The 20,183-nt window shown below is 56.7% G+C and carries 20 protein-coding genes, 1 tRNA gene and 3 pseudogenes; 19 read left to right on the top strand and 5 right to left on the bottom strand.

Annotated elements, in window-relative coordinates:
- Nucleotides 1-243: 243 nt before the first annotated feature.
- The 8 genes and pseudogenes from JCM17844_RS02990 (at nucleotide 244) to JCM17844_RS14200 (ending at nucleotide 7,403) form a co-directional block, all read left to right on the top strand.
- Nucleotides 244-1,864: pseudogene (locus tag JCM17844_RS02990) on the top strand (cytochrome ubiquinol oxidase subunit I).
- Nucleotides 1,861-3,021: a cytochrome d ubiquinol oxidase subunit II gene (gene cydB / locus JCM17844_RS02985; RefSeq protein ID WP_149999611.1), complete on the top strand. Its 1,161-nt coding sequence runs from the start codon at nucleotides 1,861-1,863 to the stop codon at nucleotides 3,019-3,021. Before JCM17844_RS02990 ends, cydB begins: the two are co-directional and overlap by 4 nt.
- Before the next feature lie 15 nt (nucleotides 3,022-3,036).
- The gene (cydX, locus tag JCM17844_RS02980; RefSeq protein WP_149999610.1) at nucleotides 3,037-3,174 is read left to right on the top strand and encodes a cytochrome bd-I oxidase subunit CydX; all 138 of its coding nucleotides are present in this window, start codon (nucleotides 3,037-3,039) and stop codon (nucleotides 3,172-3,174) included.
- A gap of 186 nt (nucleotides 3,175-3,360) precedes the next feature.
- On the top strand, nucleotides 3,361-4,035 hold the full coding sequence (locus JCM17844_RS02975) for a Crp/Fnr family transcriptional regulator (protein ID WP_149999886.1): 675 nt from the start codon (nucleotides 3,361-3,363) through the stop codon (nucleotides 4,033-4,035).
- Nucleotides 4,036-4,153: 118 nt separating this feature from the next.
- On the top strand, nucleotides 4,154-5,041 hold the full coding sequence (locus JCM17844_RS02970; protein WP_149999609.1) for an MBL fold metallo-hydrolase: 888 nt from the start codon (nucleotides 4,154-4,156) through the stop codon (nucleotides 5,039-5,041).
- Nucleotides 5,042-5,065: 24 nt separating this feature from the next.
- Nucleotides 5,066-5,518 (top strand): protein tyrosine phosphatase family protein, encoded by a 453-nt coding sequence (locus JCM17844_RS02965; RefSeq protein WP_149999608.1) that lies wholly within the window; start codon nucleotides 5,066-5,068, stop codon nucleotides 5,516-5,518.
- A gap of 101 nt (nucleotides 5,519-5,619) precedes the next feature.
- Nucleotides 5,620-6,779, top strand: a pseudogene (locus JCM17844_RS14205) (SulP family inorganic anion transporter); the annotation flags it as partial.
- Nucleotides 6,765-7,403: a SulP family inorganic anion transporter gene (locus tag JCM17844_RS14200; protein WP_371864739.1), complete on the top strand. Its 639-nt coding sequence runs from the start codon at nucleotides 6,765-6,767 to the stop codon at nucleotides 7,401-7,403. The pseudogene JCM17844_RS14205 and the gene JCM17844_RS14200, both read left to right, overlap by 15 nt.
- 39 nt (nucleotides 7,404-7,442) lie before the next feature.
- Here JCM17844_RS14200 and JCM17844_RS02955 read toward each other — a convergent pair.
- A tRNA-Thr gene (locus JCM17844_RS02955) sits at nucleotides 7,443-7,517 on the bottom strand.
- A 101-nt stretch (nucleotides 7,518-7,618) separates the two neighbouring features.
- On the opposite strand from JCM17844_RS02955, the gene JCM17844_RS14195 reads away from it, so the two are divergent.
- Complete coding sequence (locus JCM17844_RS14195; RefSeq protein ID WP_188873770.1) at nucleotides 7,619-7,774, top strand: hypothetical protein; 156 nt, start codon at nucleotides 7,619-7,621, stop codon at nucleotides 7,772-7,774.
- A 33-nt stretch (nucleotides 7,775-7,807) separates the two neighbouring features.
- On the opposite strand, the gene JCM17844_RS02950 is transcribed toward JCM17844_RS14195, so the two are convergent.
- Nucleotides 7,808-9,238, bottom strand: coding sequence for a sigma-54-dependent transcriptional regulator (locus JCM17844_RS02950; protein WP_149999607.1), 1,431 nt, complete (start codon nucleotides 9,236-9,238; stop codon nucleotides 7,808-7,810).
- A gap of 102 nt (nucleotides 9,239-9,340) precedes the next feature.
- On the opposite strand from JCM17844_RS02950, the gene JCM17844_RS02945 reads away from it, so the two are divergent.
- Together JCM17844_RS02945 and JCM17844_RS02940 are read left to right on the top strand one after the other, a co-directional pair.
- Complete coding sequence (locus JCM17844_RS02945; protein ID WP_149999606.1) at nucleotides 9,341-9,676, top strand: PilZ domain-containing protein; 336 nt, start codon at nucleotides 9,341-9,343, stop codon at nucleotides 9,674-9,676.
- A 42-nt stretch (nucleotides 9,677-9,718) separates the two neighbouring features.
- Nucleotides 9,719-10,591, top strand: a complete 873-nt coding sequence (locus JCM17844_RS02940) for a D-amino-acid transaminase (RefSeq protein ID WP_149999605.1) — start codon at nucleotides 9,719-9,721, stop codon at nucleotides 10,589-10,591.
- 27 nt (nucleotides 10,592-10,618) lie between these two features.
- Here JCM17844_RS02940 and JCM17844_RS02935 read toward each other — a convergent pair whose 3' ends face one another.
- Complete coding sequence (locus JCM17844_RS02935) at nucleotides 10,619-11,494, bottom strand: SDR family oxidoreductase (protein ID WP_149999604.1); 876 nt, start codon at nucleotides 11,492-11,494, stop codon at nucleotides 10,619-10,621.
- A 26-nt stretch (nucleotides 11,495-11,520) separates the two neighbouring features.
- On the opposite strand from JCM17844_RS02935, the gene JCM17844_RS02930 reads away from it, so the two are divergent.
- From JCM17844_RS02930 to JCM17844_RS02895, 8 genes and pseudogenes are all read left to right on the top strand, one after another.
- On the top strand, nucleotides 11,521-12,528 hold the full coding sequence (locus JCM17844_RS02930) for a tetratricopeptide repeat protein (protein ID WP_149999603.1): 1,008 nt from the start codon (nucleotides 11,521-11,523) through the stop codon (nucleotides 12,526-12,528).
- 59 nt (nucleotides 12,529-12,587) lie between these two features.
- Nucleotides 12,588-13,250, top strand: coding sequence for a phosphoribosylanthranilate isomerase (locus tag JCM17844_RS02925; RefSeq protein WP_149999602.1), 663 nt, complete (start codon nucleotides 12,588-12,590; stop codon nucleotides 13,248-13,250).
- Nucleotides 13,247-14,484, top strand: a pseudogene (trpB, locus tag JCM17844_RS02920) (tryptophan synthase subunit beta). Before JCM17844_RS02925 ends, trpB begins: the two are co-directional and overlap by 4 nt.
- Complete coding sequence (gene trpA, locus JCM17844_RS02915; protein WP_149999601.1) at nucleotides 14,481-15,299, top strand: tryptophan synthase subunit alpha; 819 nt, start codon at nucleotides 14,481-14,483, stop codon at nucleotides 15,297-15,299. The pseudogene trpB and the gene trpA overlap by 4 nt, the downstream one beginning before the upstream one ends.
- A 60-nt stretch (nucleotides 15,300-15,359) precedes the next feature.
- Nucleotides 15,360-16,238: an acetyl-CoA carboxylase, carboxyltransferase subunit beta gene (gene accD / locus JCM17844_RS02910; protein ID WP_149999600.1), complete on the top strand. Its 879-nt coding sequence runs from the start codon at nucleotides 15,360-15,362 to the stop codon at nucleotides 16,236-16,238.
- Between the two features lie 15 nt (nucleotides 16,239-16,253).
- Nucleotides 16,254-17,633 (top strand): bifunctional folylpolyglutamate synthase/dihydrofolate synthase, encoded by a 1,380-nt coding sequence (locus tag JCM17844_RS02905; protein WP_149999599.1) that lies wholly within the window; start codon nucleotides 16,254-16,256, stop codon nucleotides 17,631-17,633.
- Between the two features lie 127 nt (nucleotides 17,634-17,760).
- Nucleotides 17,761-18,060 carry a sulfurtransferase TusA family protein gene (locus tag JCM17844_RS02900; protein ID WP_149999598.1) on the top strand — a complete coding sequence of 100 codons (300 nt, stop codon included), beginning with the start codon at nucleotides 17,761-17,763 and terminating at the stop codon, nucleotides 18,058-18,060.
- Nucleotides 18,061-18,174: 114 nt separating this feature from the next.
- On the top strand, nucleotides 18,175-18,891 hold the full coding sequence (locus tag JCM17844_RS02895; protein WP_149999597.1) for an SEL1-like repeat protein: 717 nt from the start codon (nucleotides 18,175-18,177) through the stop codon (nucleotides 18,889-18,891).
- 33 nt (nucleotides 18,892-18,924) lie between these two features.
- On the opposite strand, the gene JCM17844_RS02890 is transcribed toward JCM17844_RS02895, so the two are convergent.
- Both JCM17844_RS02890 and JCM17844_RS02885 read right to left on the bottom strand, forming a co-directional pair.
- Complete coding sequence (locus tag JCM17844_RS02890) at nucleotides 18,925-19,683, bottom strand: TIGR02186 family protein (RefSeq protein ID WP_149999596.1); 759 nt, start codon at nucleotides 19,681-19,683, stop codon at nucleotides 18,925-18,927.
- A partial coding sequence (locus tag JCM17844_RS02885; RefSeq protein WP_149999595.1) for a sulfite exporter TauE/SafE family protein occupies nucleotides 19,680-20,183 on the bottom strand: 504 nt, incomplete at its 5' end. The genes JCM17844_RS02890 and JCM17844_RS02885, both read right to left, overlap by 4 nt.

Raw genomic sequence — 20,183 nt, 5'->3', positions numbered from 1 at the left:
GGCTGGATGAAGCAACGGCCGATCGCGTGCTGTCCGGCATCAGGCGCGCTTTGCCGCAAACCGCCATCCTTGCGACGTTACACCGCAATGCAAACCACCCGATGTTTGATAGACAAATATCGCTGCTTTTGTAACCATATATTGGGCAAACAAGAGTTGGATTGCACCAAACAGGCATCTGCCCCCCGCCCTTCTCGCGAGCATAAAGGCAGTCGGCAGTCCTGATAACAAGGAGAGCCGGGAATGGAGCTCGATATTGTCGAGTTGTCGCGCCTGCAATTTGCGCTGACAGCTATGTATCATTTCCTTTTCGTGCCGCTAACGCTTGGTCTTTCAATCGTTATCGCCATCATGGAAACCGTCTATGTTATGACAAGGCGGCCGATCTGGCGTCAGATGACAAAATTCTGGGGCCTGCTTTTCGGGATCAATTTTGCGATCGGAGTGGCAACCGGGATCACGATGGAATTCCAGTTCGGCATGAACTGGTCCTATTTCAGTCATTATGTCGGCGATATTTTCGGCGCCCCCCTTGCCCTTGAAGCTGATGGCCTTTTTCCTTGAAGCAACCTTTGTCGGCCTGTTCTTCTTTGGCTGGGACAAGCTGAGCAGAATTGGCCATCTGGCCGTGACATGGCTGGTGGCTATCGGGTCGAATTTCTCTGCATTGTGGATTTTGATCGCCAATGGCTGGATGCAAAATCCGGTGGGCGCCGTTTTCAATCCCGATACCATGCGGATGGAAATGACCAGCTTCTTCGATGTGATGTTCAATCCCGTCGCACAGGCAAAATTCGTCCATACGGTTTCTGCCGGTTATGTAACGGCGGCGGTTTTCGTTCTTGGCGTGTCGGCCTGGTATCTGCTTAAGGGCCGCCATGTTGAACTGGCGCGCCGGTCCATTACGGTTGCCGCCTCTTTTGGCCTGGCATCGGCGCTATCGGTCGTGATTCTGGGCGATGAATCCGGATATTCCGCAACCCTCAACCAGAAAATGAAGCTGGCCGCCATCGAAGGGATGTGGGAATCCGAACCCGCACCGGCGGCATTTACATTATTCGGCGTGCCCGACCAAGAAGCGCGCGAGACGAAATATGCGGTCCATATCCCTTATGTTATGGGGCTGATCGGCACCCGTTCTCTCACTACCGATATTCCGGGGATCAATGATCTGCTCGACGTGGCACAAGAGCGCGTTCGCTCGGGGATCATCGCTTATGATGCCTTGATGACCATCCGCAAGGACCGGGGGAACACAAGCGCAGAGGTGCGGGCCACATTCGAAGACCATGGCAATGATCTGGGCTATGCCTTCTTGCTGAAACGCTATGTGGATGACCCGCGTGATGCCAGCGAAGCGCAGATCGCTCAGGCCGCCAATGACACATTACCAACAGTCTGGCCGCTTTTCTGGTCATTCCGCCTGATGGTGGCGCTGGGGTTCAGCTTCATTGCGGTGATGGCGTATTTTTTCTGGCGGTCAAGCTTTCGCGGGCAGGTTTATCCGCGTTGGGCGCTTTGGGGAGCGGTGGCGGTTATCCCCACGCCGTGGATTGCCGCGGAACTGGGCTGGTTCGTTGCCGAATATGGCCGACAGCCATGGACAGTGGATGGCGTGCTGCCAACCGCATTGTCGGTCAGTCATCTTTCGGTACAGGATTTGTTGCTGACACTTGTTGGTTTCATTGCCTTTTATACGGTGCTTTTCATCGTCGAAATGGGCCTGATGCTGAAATATATCCGCAAAGGCCCGTTCGAGGATGTGGAAGAAACCGAAAAATGGATGGCGAAACACCAACATCAATTGCGCACCCATGACGGCAAGGGGCCCTTCGCCCCACTATCCGAGGAGCAGTTGCCATGATCTTGCATGAATTGATCGATTACGACCTTCTGCGGATAATCTGGTGGGCGCTTTTGGGCGTGTTGCTGATCGGTTTCGCACTTACGGACGGTTTCGATATGGGGGTGGGCGCGCTCTTGCCCTTTGTCGCCAAAACCGATGCCGAACGCCGCGTGGTCATCAATACGGTTGGCCCGGTCTGGGAAGGAAACCAGGTCTGGTTCATTCTTGGAGGCGGCGCGATTTTTGCGGCATGGCCGCCGCTTTACGCCGTCAGCTTTTCAGGCTTTTACCTTGCCATGTTTGTCATCCTTGCGGCCCTGATCGTGCGGCCTGTGGCCTTCAAATTCCGCTCAAAGCGCCAGAATATACGCTGGAGAAAAAGCTGGGATTGGGCATTATTTGCAGGAGGCGCGGTGCCGGCGCTTATCTTTGGCGTGGCGGTGGGCAATGTTTTGCAAGGCGTGCCTTTCGAGCTCACCCCCGATCTTTTCGCCCGCTATGAGGGGGCCTTTTATGCCAAATTCGCAGGTCTTCTAAATCCGTTCGCACTTTTGGTGGGTGTGATGTCTTTGGCGATGCTGGTTACCCACGGGGCCGCATGGATTTCATTCAAGGCTGAAGGTGTTGTTGCCACACGGGCGCGGTCCATGGGCACCATATCCGGACTTGTGACCATCGGCGGCTATGTGCTTGCGGGCCTGTGGCTTGCCTATGGCATCAGTGGCTATGCCCTGGCAGAAAATATTGTTCCCGATGGGCCGTCCAATCCGCTTTATTCCGATGTTGTCCGCACAAGCAGCTGGCTTTCTGCTTATGGGGAGCGGCCATGGATTGTTCTGGCACCGGGGCTTGGCCTTCTTGGCATGGTCATGGTGGTTCTGGGGCTACATGCCGGGCGCGAAGGTTCAACCCTTCTTTGGTCGAAGCTAGGCATTTTCGGGGCCATTTCATCGGTGGGGCTTACCATGTTTCCCTTTATCTTGCCGTCGTCGCTGGACCCGCGATCTTCGCTAACGGTGTGGGACAGTTCTTCATCCCATCAGACACTGTTCATCATGCTTATGGCGACACTGATCTTCATGCCGATCATCCTGACCTACACCGCATGGGTTTATCGGGTTTTGTGGGGCAAGGTTACCGAGGCCGATGTCACCGACAATCATTCGGCCTATTAAGGAAAGGAACGCGTTATGTGGTATTTCGCCTGGTTTCTTGGCCTGCCCCTTGCAGCCCTGTTTGCCGTCGTTAATGCGATGTGGCTAGAGATAGAAAGCGACCGCGCACATATGGGACATGCCGACCCGGACGGGGGGCACGATCCGCACTGAGAATAATAGCCGACATCCGATCAAAGGCCGCTGTCCGTTAAATCCAGATGGCGGCCTCCCCCGAAAAGCGACCTGATCCCGTTCCATGATTATGGCGCTCTTCACAACGCATAAGTTGTAACCCATTGTACCTGTTATGCGGGGGAGGAAAGCGCCCGCGCACTTTCAAACAAGGGGCAGGATGTGATGCAAAACGATGGGCAATGGATAGACCGTTTTGAAGGCTTGAAAAGCCTGCCGCCTGATTTGCGTGCGGCCCTTGTCTCGGGCAGTTCGGTGGTCAGCCTTGAGGAAGGCACACAGATTTTTGCGCCGGGGCAATCGGCGGACAATCTTTTGTTGCTGCTTGATGGGACCGTGCGCGTCCAGCAAAAATCCGAAACGGGCCGCGAGGTCTTTTTATATCGGGTACAGGCTGGAGAAAGCTGCGTTCTTACAACCGCTTGCATGTTGGCCTTTGAAGATTATGCCGCGGATGGCGTGGCTGAAACCGATGTTCGCGCGGTTACCATTCCCCGTGAAACCTTTGACTCTCTGGCCGCCAAATCATCCGTCTTTCGCGAGTTTGTCTTCAAGGCCTATTCCCGGCGGATCACAGACCTGTTCACCTTGATTGATGACATCGTTTTCCAGCGCATGGATGTGCGCTTGGCAGCGCGCTTGCTGGACCTTGCAACAGACAATGTGGTTCACGCCACCCATCAGATGCTGGGGACCGAACTGGGAACCGCGCGTGAAGTCGTGTCGCGCACATTGTCGGAATTCCAGCGGCGCGGCTGGATTGAACAACATCGTGGCGAAATCCGGCTGGTTGGCCGGGAAGGCCTTCAGCGGCTGGTCCATTCGGCCGGGGAAATGTAACAAAGTCACCAAGATATATGGCCCCATTATGCATGATGCCCCTGTGATGTTCTTCAACAGGGGATAATCCATGACGACAAATACGGGAAAAGATAATCGTCTCCGAAGAGACTTTGCCATGACCGACTATCCCGTCCAGATGGATGTGAAACCCGACGTCTTTGGCTTTTTCGACGATGACACCAACACCATTTCCTATGTCGTCAAAGATCCAGAGTCGGAGCATTGTGCCATTATCGATTCCGTTATGGATCTCGACTATGCCGCCGGACGCACCAGCTATGAAGGGGCAGACCGCATCATTGCCTTTGTCACGGAAAAGGGCTGGACCGTGGACTGGTTGATTGAAACCCATGTCCATGCCGATCATCTGAGTGCCGCACCTTATATTCAGGAACGCGTGGGCGGCAAACTTGGTATCGGGCGCAATATCCTTGTTGTGCAAGATCTGTTCGGACAGGTGTTCAGTGAAGGCACCGGATTTCGCCGTGACGGCAGCCAGTTCGACCGGCTATTTGATGATGGCGACACCTACAAGATCGGTGAAATGGACTGCTTTGCCATCCTGACACCGGGCCATACCCCTGCCTGTATGACCCATATCATGGGCAATGCGACCTTTGTTGGTGACACATTGTTCATGCCTGACAGCGGATCGGCGCGTGCCGACTTTCCCGGTGGGGACGCTGGCGTGCTTTATGATTCAATCCAGAAGGTGCTGAGCCTGCCTGACGATATGCGCCTGTTCATGTGCCACGATTATGGCCCCGATGGCCGGGACATTGCGTGGGAAACCACGGTGGCCGAACAAAAAGCCTACAATATCCATGTGGGAGGCGGCAAAACGAAAGAACAATATATCAAGTTCCGCACCGAGCGCGATGCAACACTGGGCATGCCGCGGCTGATTATCCCTTCCTTGCAGGTGAATATGCGCGGCGGCCATTTGCCGCCAGAGGATGACAGCGGAACACGGTTCCTCAAAGTGCCCATCAATGTGCTGTGAGCCAACGAAAAGAGGATATGCACCATGGATATCAAAAAAATCGACAACACGCTGAGCGTTTCTGCCCAGATCCGCGCAGAAGATATTCCCGCTTTAAAAGATCAGGGCTTTCGCGGGATTATCTGCAATCGGCCCGATGGCGAAAGCGCCGACCAACCCGCCTTCAAAACCATGGAAACGGCCGCCACAACCGCAGGGCTGGAGATACGGTATGTGCCCATTATCAACGGGCAGGTTCGGGATGAAGATATAGCGCTGTTTGACCACAGCTTGCGCGATTTACCGGGGCCCATACTCGCCTATTGCCGCAGTGGAACACGGTCGGCCATGCTTTGGTCCCTGAGCCAGGCACGCTGCCGCCCGCTCCATGAAATTCTGGCCGCAACAAAAGCTGCCGGCTATGACATGAGCGGCATCGCCCGGCAGATCGCCAATCATGCCTCCACCGATAAAAAAGACGCCAAAATAATATCGTGACCATAAGATGCGGCATAGTTCAGGCCGCCGCGCTGCAGGCCTTTGATATGCTGGCCTGTGGCAGGCGGCTGCCACGGGCAGCTTGTGAGGATCGCTAGCCAATGCCAATATTTCTGCGCCGATATCTGCCTGTTCTCGATTGGGGTCGCAATTATGGCGGCAAGACACTGACAGCCGACCTGATGGCTGCGGTAATCGTGACGATTATGCTGATTCCCCAGTCTCTTGCCTATGCCATGCTGGCAGGGCTTCCGCCTGAAGCCGGGCTTTATGCCTCGATCGTGCCGATCCTGCTTTATGCCCTGTTTGGAACGTCCCAGGTGCTGGCCGTGGGGCCGGTGGCGGTGGTGTCTTTGATGACAGCCGTCGCCGTCAGTCAGGTCGCCTCGGAAGGCAGCATGGGATATGCCGCAGCCGCCCTAACGCTGGCCTTGCTGTCGGGCGGTATGCTTTTGGTGATGGGGGTGTTGCGCATGGGGTTCATCGCAAATTTCCTCAGCCATCCCGTGATTGCCGGGTTCATCACCGCCAGCGGCCTGTTGATCGCAACCAGCCAAATGAAGCACATCCTTGGTGTTCCTGCCTCTGGATACACATTACCGGAAATGCTGCTGTCCTTGGCGCGACATATTGGTGACCTCAACCTGCCGACCCTGCTCATCGGAGCCGGATCTACGGCCTTTCTGTTCTGGGTACGCAAAGGAATGAAGCCCTTGCTGAAGCGCATGGGCATGGGCATGGCAGATGGCATAAGCGACACCCTGTCAAGAATAGGGCCGGTGCTGGCAATTATTGTCACCACCCTCCTTGTGGCATTGCTGGATCTGGCAGATCGCGGCGTGGCGATTGTGGGGGCTGTCCCGCAAAGCTTCCGCCCTTTACCATCCCCGATCTTGGCGCCGACATGATTGCGACCCTAGCCCTGCCCGCCTTGCTGATTTCAATCATCGGTTTTGTGGAATCCATCTCGGTCGCACAAACCCTTGCGGCAAAAAAACGCCAGCGCATTGATCCTGATCAGGAATTGATCGGGCTGGGCGCGGCCAATATCGGGGCCGCCTTCACCGGCGGCTATCCGGTAACGGGGGGCTTTGCCCGCTCTGTTGTCAATTATGATGCCGGTGCAAAAACACCTGCAGCCGGTGCCTTTACCGCCATTGGCTTGGCGATTGCCGCCCTTGCGCTCACCCCTTTGATCTATTTTCTGCCGACAGCCACACTGGCAGCAACGATTATTGTCGCTGTCATGAGCCTTGTGGATTTTAAAATCCTGCAAACGGCATGGACCTATTCACGGGCTGATTTTGCTGCGGTCAGTGCAACGATCTTGGTGACCCTTGTGATCGGTGTGGAGGCCGGTGTTTCTGCTGGCGTGATGCTGTCCATCCTGTTGTATCTGTGGCGCAGTTCACGCCCCCATATCGCCGAGGTGGGCCTTGTCCCCGGCACCCAGCATTTCCGTAATATCTTGCGCCACAAGGTCGAAACGACCCCAAGCGTCCTTACCCTGCGGATTGACGAAAGCCTGTGGTTTGCCAATGCGCGTTATCTTGAAGATTATCTGCTAAACCGACTGGCGGGCGATCTGGATATCCGGCATGTGGTTTTGATGTGCTCTGCGGTGAATGAGGTTGATCTTTCTGCCGTGGAAAGCCTCGAGGCCATCAATCAGCGGCTGAAAGACCAGACGATCACCCTGCATCTGAGCGAGGTGAAAGGCCCGGTAGAAGACCGCCTCAAGCGCTCGTCCTTTTTAAATCATCTCACCGGATCTATCTATCTGTCCCAATATGACGCATGGAAGGCTCTCACCCCTAAAAAGGACAGAAATTCCCTTAACCATTCAAACCAAAAGAAGAAACAGAGCCGCTCATTGAAAATATGAGCGTCAGCGAATCACCAAAAGACCGGAAAAAAAAGGAAATGGTGCCCACAGCGAGATTCGAACTCGCGACCTCTCCCTTACCAAGGGAGTGCTCTACCCCTGAGCCATGTGGGCGTGCATTCGTTTTGCAGCGCGGCTTTTGCCACAGCCAGACGCAGGACGCAAGCCTAACCTGACACTTGAAGACAATTCCTTTCGGGATTAAAAACGCAGCCATGAAAAACACGCCCGAAAACACACCTGATCCCGCCAAACAAAAGCAAGAACGACTGGCAAAAGCGCTGCGGGATAATCTGCGCCGCCGCAAGGAACAAGCCCGCGAGCGCGGCTCCGATCCGGTGCAACCGCCCGGCACAGGCACGCCCGACTGATCGGTAAAGCGCCAAAGCACAAAGCGGCGAGGTTTAGGAATGACGCTCCGAAACCATCGCAGCGGCATCGTCCACCACCCGATCATCCCAGGACTGCAATTTCCTATAAAGCGTTGACGGCGCCACTTCCAAATAGGCGGCGGCTTGGCTGACATTGCCACCGCATAGATCAATGGCCCGTTCAATGGCCCGGCGCTCCACCAATGCCAGCGGTTCAATGCGCGCCGGAACATCCCGAACCGCCGCTTTTTGCGTCTCTTTAGAGCTATGATCCGCGTCTCCGGAATCGCTTGTGTGCAACGACCGCGACAACATATGCTCTTCAAGAACCGGCCCGTCATTCAGCACCACGGCGGTCTGGATCACATTGCGCATTTCACGCACATTTCCCGGCCAGCCATAGCGCCGCACAGCATTTTCCGCGTCTTCCGACAGGCGCTCAAAAGATTTGCCTTCTTCTTTTGAAAGCTGCGTCAAAAAGGCCCGCGCCAAATCAACCGCATCATTGCCCCGATCCCGCAAGGGCGGCAATTCGATGGGAATAACGTGCAGCCGGTAATAAAGATCTTCACGGAATCGTCCGCTCCGCACTTCGGCCATGGGGTCACGGTTGGTAGCGCAAACGATTCGCACATCCACCTTACGCAGATCATCCGATCCTACAGGCTGCACCATCCCCGTTTGCAAAAAACGCAGCAATTTGGATTGCAGGGCCAGATCCATCTCGCACACTTCATCCAGAAACAGCGTGCCCAGATGGGCTTTCACCGCAGCACCCTCCCGATCGCCGGTGGCACCGGTGAACGCCCCTTTTTTGTGGCCGAAAATCTCGCTTTCGATCAAATCTTTAGGAAGAGCCGCACAATTAAGCGCAACAAACGCCCCTTGGGTACGCGGTGAGCATGTATGCAATGCTGCGGCACATAATTCTTTGCCTGTTCCCGATTCGCCGGTGATGAACACACTGGCCTTTGATGGCCCGGCACTTTCAATCATCCGGTAAACCGCTTGCATGGGCAAGCTTTTCCCGATGAATTCCCCGAAACCTTCACCGCGAAAGCTGTCTTCATAGCGCTTCACCAGGCTGCTAAGGCGGCGATTTTCCAGCGCATTGCTGGTGGTGGTAACCAGCCGGTCCGCATCAAAGGGCTTCACCAGAAAATCCGTCGCCCCGGCCTGCATGGCTTCCACCGCTTTGGAAACAGAGCCATGCGCCGTCATCACGATCACCGGCGGGCGCGTTGCCCCTTCGGGCAAAGAAGACAACAACGACAAACCATCCCCATCGGGTAATTTCACATCCAGCAAAATCAGGTCCGGCACGCCTTGCGACAGAGCAGCCTTTGCCTGCGCCAGATCCGCCGCAATCTGCGTTTTCGCCTCCAGCCGGCGCAAATAAGCCTCATAAGTACGGGCAAGACTCAGGCTATCTTCAACGATCAGGATATGTGGCGTGTGCGTCATATTCAGCTTTAATCAATTGCAGGTACATATGTTAACTGAACACAAACCTGTTTGTCCCACCATGTTTTTTTATCGGATCATATTATCAGGATCAGACGGCCCATGAACAACGGGGATACAGGAAAAGAGCGCCGCAATCATCCGCGTCGTTCGGTGATCTGGATGGGTACGCTCAAGGTTGGCGAGTTCAGCTTTTCTTGTCGGGTGTTGGATCTTTCTCTGGCGGGAGCCCGCATCCGGCTGGCTTTGCCCTTGAAACGCGGCGCTCCTGTTACATTGACCATTTCCCGTTGTGGCGATTTGCCTGCGGAAATCTGCTGGCACAAGGACGACAGGTTAGGGTTAAATTTTATTTTACCCCCTCAGGAAGTCCGTCAACTTCTGGGCGATCATGCCGTGGCCACACTGGGGCTTGACCTTTCTGCCCGCGTGGATTGAAAGTGACGGGTGTGTGCTGTTCCCCTTGTTGGTGAGTCCCCCGTGTCCCGTATTGTTTATGTTAACGGCCAGTTTTTGCCCCGTGCCCATGCCAGCGTCTCCATCGAGGATCGCGGCTATCAATTTTCCGACGGCGTTTATGAGGTATGCCTGTTTTTAAACGGCAAGCCTTTGGATTTCCATCTGCATATGGACAGGCTGGACCGGTCTTTGGCCGCTTTATCCATCAACCCGCCCATGGGGCGCGGGGCTTTCAAAGTGGTGATGGACCAGATGATGCGGCGCAATCGCCTGCGCGATGCAACGATCTATCTGCAAATCACCCGCGGCGTTACTCGCCGCGACCATGCTTTCCCTGCCTTTCCCCCGGCACCTGCCATTGTGATGGCCGCCCAGCGGTTCAATGTGGCGGCCTTGCGCGAAAAGCAAAAAACGGGCGTTGCGGTGATAAGCACCCCCGATCTGCGCTGGAAACGCTGCGATATCAAAACCGTCTCGCTTTTGGGCAATGTTCTGGCCAAACAAGCGGCCCGTGAAGCCGGGGCGCTGGAAGGCTGGATGGTGGATGCACAGGGCTTTGTTACCGAAGGATCATCATCCACCGCCTGGATTGTCGATCAACAAGGCCGCCTGCGCACCCGGCGTTTGGCAAAGGATATTCTTCCCGGCATCACCCGCCATGTAATGGGCGATATAGCCGCCAATGCCCAAATCGCACCGGTGGAAGAGCCCTTCACCATTGCCGAAGCACAATCGGCGAAAGAGGCGTTCATCGCCTCCACCACCTCTTCTGTTACGCCGGTCACCCAAATTGACGGCGTTCCCGTCGGGGATGGTACGCCCGGCCCCGTCACCCGTGATTTGATTGATCGGCATTGGCGGCATGTGCTGCGCGAAACCGGCTATCGGCTATAGCCCGCCCTATGCTCTGAAAATCAGCCGCTATGGCTTGTCCAGCAGGCTGGCAAGCCCCGCCTTATAATCGGGGAAGGCCAGTTCAACCCCCAGTTCAACATGCATCAACCGATTACGAACCCGCTTGTTTTCACTATAAAAACTGCGGGCCATAGGCGACAAATCCGCCTCGTCCAAGGGTACCTCCGGCGGCGGGTCCTGCCCCAGAAGCGACGCGGCATAGGCAATCACCTCCGAAGAGGATGCGGGGCAATCATCGCACAGATTATAGATGCCCCCCTTGCGCGGCCGAGCCATGGACGCCATCAAGGCGCGGGCAATATCGGCTACATGAATGCGTGAAAAAACCTGACCGGGCTTGGCAATGCGCCGCGCCTGCCCTGCCTGCACCGCATCAATCGGGCTTCGGCCAGGACCATAGATTCCCGCCAGCCGAAAAATATGCACAGGCAGCCCCGCCCGATCCCCCAAACTGCGCCAAGCCGTTTCTGCCATCAAGCGCCGCACAGCACGGCGGCTGATAGGGGCTGGCGGCGTGGTTTCATCCACCCAGCCTCCCCCATGATCGCCATAAACTCCGCTGGTGGACAGATAGCCCACCCACCGGCAATCACCCAAAGCGGCAAGGTCTGCGCGGTGATAGCGTTCCACGGGATCGCCCTCATCATCAGGGGGGACGGAGGATAGGATATAAGACGAATCCGCCAGCACAGCCCGCCCCGCAGCATCCATCGGCGCTTGACCGTCAAAAAGAAAGGCGGCGATCCCTGCGGCCTCAAGCGCCCTCCGATCAGGCTCTGAGCGTACGGTTCCTGCCACCTGCCAGCCTTGCGCTTGCAGATGCCGCGCCAGAAAACGGGCGCTATAGCCCAATCCGAAACAAAAAAGCCTTTCTTCCGCCATAGGCCGGTGCCACCTTATGCGTCATGATGAAATCCATTCTTTTCATGGCACAAATGGGCGCGCTCTGCACCCTTGGCCTTATCGGCGTGACAAGCGGGGCCAGCGCCCAGCAAAACGATCCCTTATCGGAACTGCCCATCGATCAGCGGCGGGCCAATCCCGCCGGCCTTGCCGATCCTCAGCCCGATACAGAGGTCGCGCCTGCAGGCGATAGCGACACGCTGGTCCCTTTGATGCTGCCACCAACGCGGGGCATTAGCAGCGCCAAGGCACAAGAAGAAGCCAACCGTTATCGTGCCTGCATGCGGCGCATGGATACGGCACCGGATCGCGCCCTGGAAGACGCCTTGGCGTGGCTGACCGATGGCCCCAGCCTGCCTGCCGAACATTGTGCCGCCGCCGCCCTTGTGGCGCTTGGCCGCCCCGATGCGGCTGCCGAACGCTATGGCCGGTTGGCCGATGATATGCGCACCGGGCGCGGCCTGACCTATGACATTGTAGATGCCGATGATCCCTATAGCCTGCTGGCGGGGATCTATGCGCAAATGGGCAATGCGCTGCTTTTGGCCGACAAGCCCGAACAGGCCTATACCGCCTTTTCCAACGGTCTGGCACAAGCGCCTTTGGAAAACGATCCTTTGACCTTGGAGCTTCATGTGGACCGCGCCCGCACTTTGGGGCTGTTGGGCGAATATGAAGATGCCATCAAGGATCTCGAGCAAGCCCGTATGATCGGCGGATGGCGTGCCGATATTGCCCTTTATCTGGCCAGTGCATATCGGGCGCTTGGCGATCTGGAACCAGCCCTTGATGCCGCAATACGAGCGGTGGAACTGGATCAACAAAGCCCCGCCGCGCGGCTGGAACGCGCCAATATCCATATGCTGACCGGCGACGAAAAAGCGGCCCGCACCGATTGGCAAACCATTGTCACCCGCTGGCCCGATGCAGCCGCAGCCTTTGCTGCCCGCGCCAATCTTGCAGCACTTGACCAAATGGACCCGGCCCCGAATAATACGGCCCCTACCCCTTAAAAGCGCTCCGCCGCACAGAGGCGCTTGCAGCTTGTCACATAGCCCCCTAGAAGATGCACATGTCACTTGAAGTTAAAATCTGCGGGCTTGCCTCGCCGAATGTTATTGATGCCGCGGGCAAGAATGGGGCCCGTTGGGCGGGATTTGTTTTTTTTCCGCCGTCTCCGCGCTATGTTGATGCGCGTCTGGCCATCGATCTTGCCGCCATCGCCCGCAGCCACGGGATGGAAACCGTCGGCGTTTATGTAAATCCCACCGACCGGTTATTGGACGAAACCGCCCCGGCTGTGGACTGGATTCAATTGCATGGCCAGGAAACGCCAGAACGCGCCCAAGCCATCCGCGCTCAATCGGGAAAACGGCTGATCAAGGCCCTTCCCATTGCCGAAGCCGCAGATGTAGAGGCTGCCCGCACCTATGAAGCGGTGGTGGATATGATCTTGTTCGATGCCAAAGCCCAGCCCGGAACGACGCGCCTGCCCGGCGGCAATGGCCGTGCCTTTGACTGGACTTTGCTGGAAGGCCGCACCCCATCCCTGCCATGGATGTTATCCGGTGGCCTTGATGCGGATAATCTGGCGCAGGCCGTTTTGGAAAGCGGGGCCAAACGGGTGGATGTATCATCGGGGCTGGAAGATGCGCCCGGCCTCAAAAGCCTCGATAAAATCGCTCAATTCATGAACCATGCGCGCACGCTAGGACCAAAGGAGCAGACGCCGTGACCACAGCCGGGGCCGAAAATGGGGCCACCAAACCCAACAGCTTTCGCACAGGGCCCGACGACCGGGGCCATTTCGGCAAATATGGCGGACGCTATGTAGCGGAAACGCTGATGCCGTTGATCCTGTCGGTAGAAAAAGCATGGCATGAGGCCCGCGAAGATCAAAAATTCCTCGATGAACTGGATGATCTTTTAGAGCATTATGTGGGACGGCCCAGCCCGCTTTATTTCGCAGAACGCCTGACCGAACATTTGGGTGGCGCGAAAATCTATATGAAGCGCGACGAGCTGAACCATACCGGCGCCCACAAGATCAATCATGCCATCGGACAGGTTTTGTTGGCCAAACGCATGGGGAAAACCCGCATCATCGCGGAAACCGGTGCGGGCCAGCACGGGGTGGCCACCGCCACCGTTGCGGCACGCTTTGGCCTGCCTTGCACCGTGTTCATGGGCGCCAAGGACATGGAACGGCAAAAGCCCAATGTATTCCGCATGCGGCTTTTGGGGGCCGATGTCCGCCCCTGTCATTCCGGCTCTGCCACCTTGAAAGACGCCATGAATGAAGCCCTGCGTGATTGGGTCGCCAATGTGGATGACACCTTCTATGTAATCGGCACCGTGGCAGGCCCCCATCCCTATCCGGAAATGGTCCGCGCATTCCAATCGGTGATCGGGCGCGAGGCACGGGCACAGATCATGGAACGGGAAGGGCGCCTGCCCGACAGCCTTGTGGCCTGTATCGGGGGCGGCTCCAATGCTTTGGGATTGTTCCATGCCTTTCTCGATGATCCGGATGTGGCCGCCTATGCCGTTGAAGCGGCGGGCAAAGGCATTGAAACCGGCGAACATGCGGCAGCCATTGCAGGCGGAACCCCCGGCGTTCTGCACGGCAACAAAACCTATTTGCTACAAGATGACGACGGCCAGATCATCGAAGCCCATTCCATTTCGGCGGGTCTCGATTATCCCGGCATTGGCCCCGAACATGCGTGGCTGGCGGATATGGGCCGGGTGAACTATGTCTCGGCCACCGACCATGAAGCTTGGAGGCTTTTCAGCTTTGCGCCCGCCTTGAAGGCATTTTACCGGCGCTGGAGCCAAGCCATGCCTTGGCACAGGTGATCCGCATGGCGCCAGACCTGCCAAAAGATCATTTGATCATCATGAATATGTGCGGTCGGGGGGATAAAGATATTTTCACCATCGCCGATATTTTAGGGGTGGACCTATGAGCGATCGTATCACCGCACGGTTCAATGCCTTGAAGGCCGAAAAGCGCGCCGCTTTTGTCACCTTCATCACGGCAGGCGATCCCGATCCGGATACCAGCGCGAAGCTGTTGGCCCGCCTGCCCGAAGCCGGGGCCGACATCATCGAACTGGGGATGCCCTTCACCGATCCCATGGCCGATGGCCCCGCCATTCAAGAAGCCAGCCTGCGCGCCCTGCATGCGGGCATGACCATGCACAAAGTTCTTGAAATGGTAGCCAATTTCCGAAAATCCGACACCGATACGCCGATCATATTGATGGGGTATTTCAACCCCATCATGGCCTTTGGTGTGGAGGCGTTCGTCGAAAAAGCCAGCAGCGGCGGGGTGGATGGCTTGATCGTTGTCGATCTTCCACCGGAAGAAGACGCCGAATTGCGGGTGCCTGCGGCCAAAGCCGGAATCGCGATGATCCGCTTGGCCACCCCCACCACAGATGATGCCCGTCTTCCCCGCGTTCTGGATGGCGCATCGGGTTTCCTGTATTATGTATCGGTGGCGGGCGTCACCGGCACCAGCAGCGCCCAAGACAGCGATATCGAAGCGGCCGTCACACGGATTCATGCCGCATCGGATTTGCCGGTGGCTGTGGGCTTTGGCATCAAATCTCCGAAAGATGTGGCGCGGATTGGCCAACTGGCCGATGCAGCCGTGGTCGGATCGGCCATTGTGGCGCAGATCAAGGCCAATCTGGATGAAACAGGGCAAGCCCGCCCCGGTCTGGTGGACGCGGTAAGCGCGTTCGTGCACACTTTGGCAGAAGGAACCCGGGGATAATTTTTCCCTCTCTTTGCCCACTCTGATAAGCTACCGCTGCCCTTAACAAGGAATGTGTCGATGAATTGGTTGACTGATTATGTGAAGCCGCGCCTGTCGAAGGTGATCCGGAAGCGCGAATCGCCCGATAATCTTTGGCACAAATGCAAAGCCTGCGGACAGATGATCTTCCATAGGGATTTCGTGGCCGCACAAAAGGTCTGCGCCAATTGCGGCCATCATGACAGAGTCGGCCCCAAAGACCGGTTTGAGGCACTCTTCGATGAAGGCATCCACCAACGGGTCGACCTGCCCACGGTGAAAGACGATCCTTTAAAATTCCGCGATACAAAGCGCTATACCGACCGCATAAAAGACGCCCGCAACAAATCGGGCGATACCGATGCCATTCAGGTAGCGAAGGGCAAAATCGGCGGTGTGGATAGCGTGATTGCCGTGCAAAATTTCTTCTTCATGGGGGGATCGATGGGCATGGCCGTGGGCGAGGCCATTGTCCGGGCCGCCGAAGAGGCCATCGCCTTGAAAGCACCGCTGATCATGATCACCGCCGCAGGCGGGGCGCGGATGCAAGAAGGCATCTTGTCTTTGATGCAGATGCCGCGGACCACAGTGGCGGTGGATATGGTGAAAGAAGCCGGGCTGCCCTATATCGTTATTCTTACCGATCCCACCACCGGCGGCGTGACCGCCTCTTATGCCATGTTGGGGGATGTGCATATTGCCGAACCGGGCGCATTGATCGGCTTTGCCGGCCCACGGGTGATTGAACAAACCATCCGCGAAAAGCTGCCCGATGGCTTCCAGCGTTCGGAATATCTGCTGGAGCACGGCATGGTGGATATGGTGGTGCATCGCCATGAATTGCGTGGTGCCTTGCGCCGAGTGATCTCTTTGCTGATGGAAAAGCACCGTCCGGTTTTTCATCAGGCGGCCCAATAGAAACCACCCATCAGCATGACGACGTCCGATACGCCCCCCCCACAGGATGCACGGCAAGCCGTGGCCAATGCTCTTGGGCGTTTGGCCACCCTGCATCCCAAGGTGATTGACCTGTCCCTTGGGCGGATCGAAACATTGCTGGAAAAGCTGGGAAATCCCCACCGTTCCTTGCCCCCGGTTCTGCATGTGGCGGGCACCAACGGCAAAGGCTCGGTGGTGGCCACCAGCCGCGCCATTGCCGAAGCTGCGGGGCTGCGGGTGCACAGCTATATCTCGCCGCATCTGGTGCGCTTTAACGAACGCATCCGCCTGCAAGGCCAATTGATCGACGATACGGCCCTCAGCGCACTTCTGGACGAGGTGGAAGCCGCCAATGGCACCGATCCCATCACTTTTTTCGAGATCACCACAGCCGCTGCCCTGCTCGCCTTTTCCCGCATTCCCGCCGATTTGTGCATTCTGGAAGTGGGCTTGGGCGGGCGGCTGGATGCCACCAATGTGATCGACCGGCCCGCCGCCACCGCCATCACCCCGATTTCTTACGATCATCAGGCTTATTTGGGCGATGATCTGGCGGATATCGCTGCAGAAAAAGCAGGGATCATGAAATCCGGCGTTCCGGCGATTCTAGGGCCGCAATTCCCCCCTGTGGACAAGGTTCTGCGGCGCATTGCCCATGAAAATAATGCGCCGTGCTTTGGCTTTGATCAGCAATGGCAAGCCGGATTGCGGACCGACGAGGCCGGGGCAACCCATTTGATCTATAAAGACGCTCACGGCATTCTTGATCTTCCCGCCCCCGTTCTGGCCGGAGCGCATCAAGCCATGAATGCCAGCACCGCCATTGCATTATTGCGGCATCAAAATGCCGTTCCCATCTCTGAAGCGGCAATTCGCGCCGGACTTGGCTGGGTACGCTGGCCCGCGCGCCTGCAAAAGCTGGATCACGGCCCCTTGCGGGAACTTTTGCCCGAAAAAAGCGATTTATGGCTGGATGGTGGCCATAACCCCGCCGCCGCCCGTGCGGTGCGGGAAGCCCTGTTGACGCTGGTGGATACATCCCGGCCGGTCAGCCTGATTGTCGGGATGATGGGCAATCGGGATCCCTTGGACTATCTGCGGCCATTCCAAGGGCTGGTTCACAGTGTCTATGGGGTCACGATCCCCAATGTGGAAACCCCGTGCCCTGCCGCAGATATCGCCGCTGCCGCCAGTTCCATTGGCATGCAGGCTATGGTCGCATCTTCCGTGGACGGTGCGTTAAAAACCATTGCGCAAACCGCTCCTTCCGCCAAATCCCCTCATGCTTTGTGCCCCGCACCTTTTGTTTTGATCGCCGGGTCCTTGTATCTGGCGGGGGATGTGCTGGCCAAAAACGGCCCCTTACCCGACTAGGCCCATTCTTCTTACCGTTTCAGATCTTTTTTCTCCGGTTAAGGGGACGTTGAGATTTGGATGCTAAGTTAGTGCCAATCAACAAGAATGCTCAGGCAAACCGCCGGACGGCAAGATACCCGTTCGCTTGAAAACACAAATGCCGAGAGGGTGCGCATTTATGCACGAAATAGATGTCAGGGGATTGCAAGCCCCGTTTCCGATTCTAAAAATCCGCCGTGCTCTTGCAGCCATGGAGCCGGGGATAAAAATCAAGGCCATTGCAGACGACCCTGCGCTGATCGCCGACCTTCCCGCCTTTTGCCAGCAGGCGGGGCACCGGCTTATTATGGCCCATCAACAAGGCAGCCAGTTAATTTTCGAACTGGAACGCGGCGCACGACAAGCGGACCTGAACGTGACCGAAGCTCTGCAAGAAGCAAGCTGATCCTTTATTTTTCTTTGAAATCGCTCAAAGGTGACAAGCGCCTGTTTCATCGGCGTTGTCCGCTTTACCAAGATGGTCCATACTGCGCGCGCTATCATGTTCAAGGATGCGTCTGTGATGTTTTCTACCTTGCCCCCGCATGGATCTGCCTTCCGCTTTGCCCTTCTCGCCCTTTCTTTTGTGGTTTTTCTTGCCGGATGCACAGCGGATGGCCCGCGTGAACGACAGAAAAAGCGTGCGGAAATGACCGAGCGGCTGTCACAAATCCCCACCGTGGATATTTCTTCGCGGCTTTACAGCCAAGCCCTTGATCTGAAAGCGCAGAATAAATGCCAAGAGGCCACACCGCTCTTTTATCAGCTCTCCATGCGCGGCGATGGCTTTGAATTGGCGCAATATCATCTGGCGGATTGTATCTTCAAAGCCACATCCCAAAGCGCCACCTCTACCGAATGGCTTGATGGACTGGTTTGGATGCGCCGTGCTGCCGAAGCCGGCGCCCCTGAAGCGCAAGGCACGCTCGCGCTGATTTATGCAACGGGACCAGATGGCATCCGCGATTTGACCGAGGCCGCCATGTGGGTGACCTTGTTTGAAAAAAACCCGGCTCGCAAAAAGCCCGGTTTTTCTTCCCCCATTTCCTCCACACAGCTTGCCCGGATCAATCAGGCTCTTACCAGTGATGCCCGCCGCGCTGGCGAACAACGGGCGGAAAACTGGAAGAAGATCCTGTGGACTCCGGTGCAAGGGGCCAGACCGAATGCCGTGGCTCCGCGCTCGGAAGGGGGGATTCAAATGTTGACCCCGGGTGACAGACCTCCCCGCCAATAAGTTACAAGCCGTGGACCTTTTGATGGTCCGTCCTTAGCGACGTGATAACAAGCTCGCGCCCCACCCCGATAACAAGGCCAGAAGCACAGCGGCAATGCCGTAAAGCAAAGGCTTTTGCTTTGCCAACTGGAACACCGCACGCTCGAATCCGATTTTCCCCACCTCGATATGCAAGGCGCGATCCACAACCGGTACGCCGTTGGAAAACAGCACCACACGGGCCTCGAACGGTCCTTCGGGTACATTGGCTGGCAGGCGAATATTGGTACGAAACAACGCCTCTTCCAGAACCATCACAGCATCCGTATCAAGGCGATAAAGGCCGCGCTTTTCCATAGCCCGGACAAAGCCGGCGCGAAATTCCCGAGGATCAATGGCATCGGACGAAACAATGGGAAGCGGTAAATTCGCCAATCCCAGTCCAAGATCCGACAGGGTTTTCTCATCGGTAATGCTGGCAAGGGGGCGCGTGCTTGTCAGGGCATAATATCCCGGAGCCTCTGGAATAGAAGCCGCCTGTTTATTGACCCAAACCCCCGCCACCTGCGCTTTGCGGCGCACCACCATACTTTTTGCGGGGCCAAGCACGCTAATCACCAGATCAAGCGGTTCATCCCTGTCCACGGCCCCTGAAATGGCCCCGAACAATAACAGGTCCGTGCCGGAAAAATCATAGCGCAGATTAACAATATCGCGGCTGATATCCGTGACAAGGCCATGCGGCGCGGCCTTGGCCGCATCATATGCCCAAAAAAACACCGCCAACACGATCATGAAGCCCCGCGCGCTCATAATGCCCCCGGCATGATCGAATAAAGATCATCTGGCACGCTCACCAGATCCCAGCCCATGCGCAGGCACACACCCAGAACGATCAAGGCCAAAAGGGCCCGCAATTGCTCTCCTTTCAGCTTCATTCCCAATGTCGCACCCAGTTGCGCGCCACCAACCGCCCCCACCAGCAACAACAAAGTCAGAATGATATCCACGGTCTGGGTTTGCACCGAGTGCAATAAGGTGATGATAGCCGTTACAAAGATAATCTGTAGCAAAGACGTTCCCACCACCACATTGGTGGGCATCCCCAAAATATAGATCATGGCCGGAACCATGATGAAGCCGCCGCCCACACCCAAAATGGCCGCCAGCACCCCCACCATGGCCCCGATGCCCAAAGGCAGAAGAATCGAAATATAAAGCCGCGATTTGCGGAAGCGCATTTTGAAAGGCAAGCTGTGTTGCCAGCCGCGTCCGGCCCGTCTTTTACGGGGGGCGCGCCGCCGGCGGCTACG

Source organism: Iodidimonas gelatinilytica, assembly GCF_008579125.1.
Lineage (GTDB): Bacteria > Pseudomonadota > Alphaproteobacteria > Sphingomonadales > Rhodothalassiaceae > Iodidimonas > Iodidimonas muriae.
Note: the sequence above shows the minus strand (reverse complement) of the source record. Positions and strands in the feature narration are given on the sequence as shown.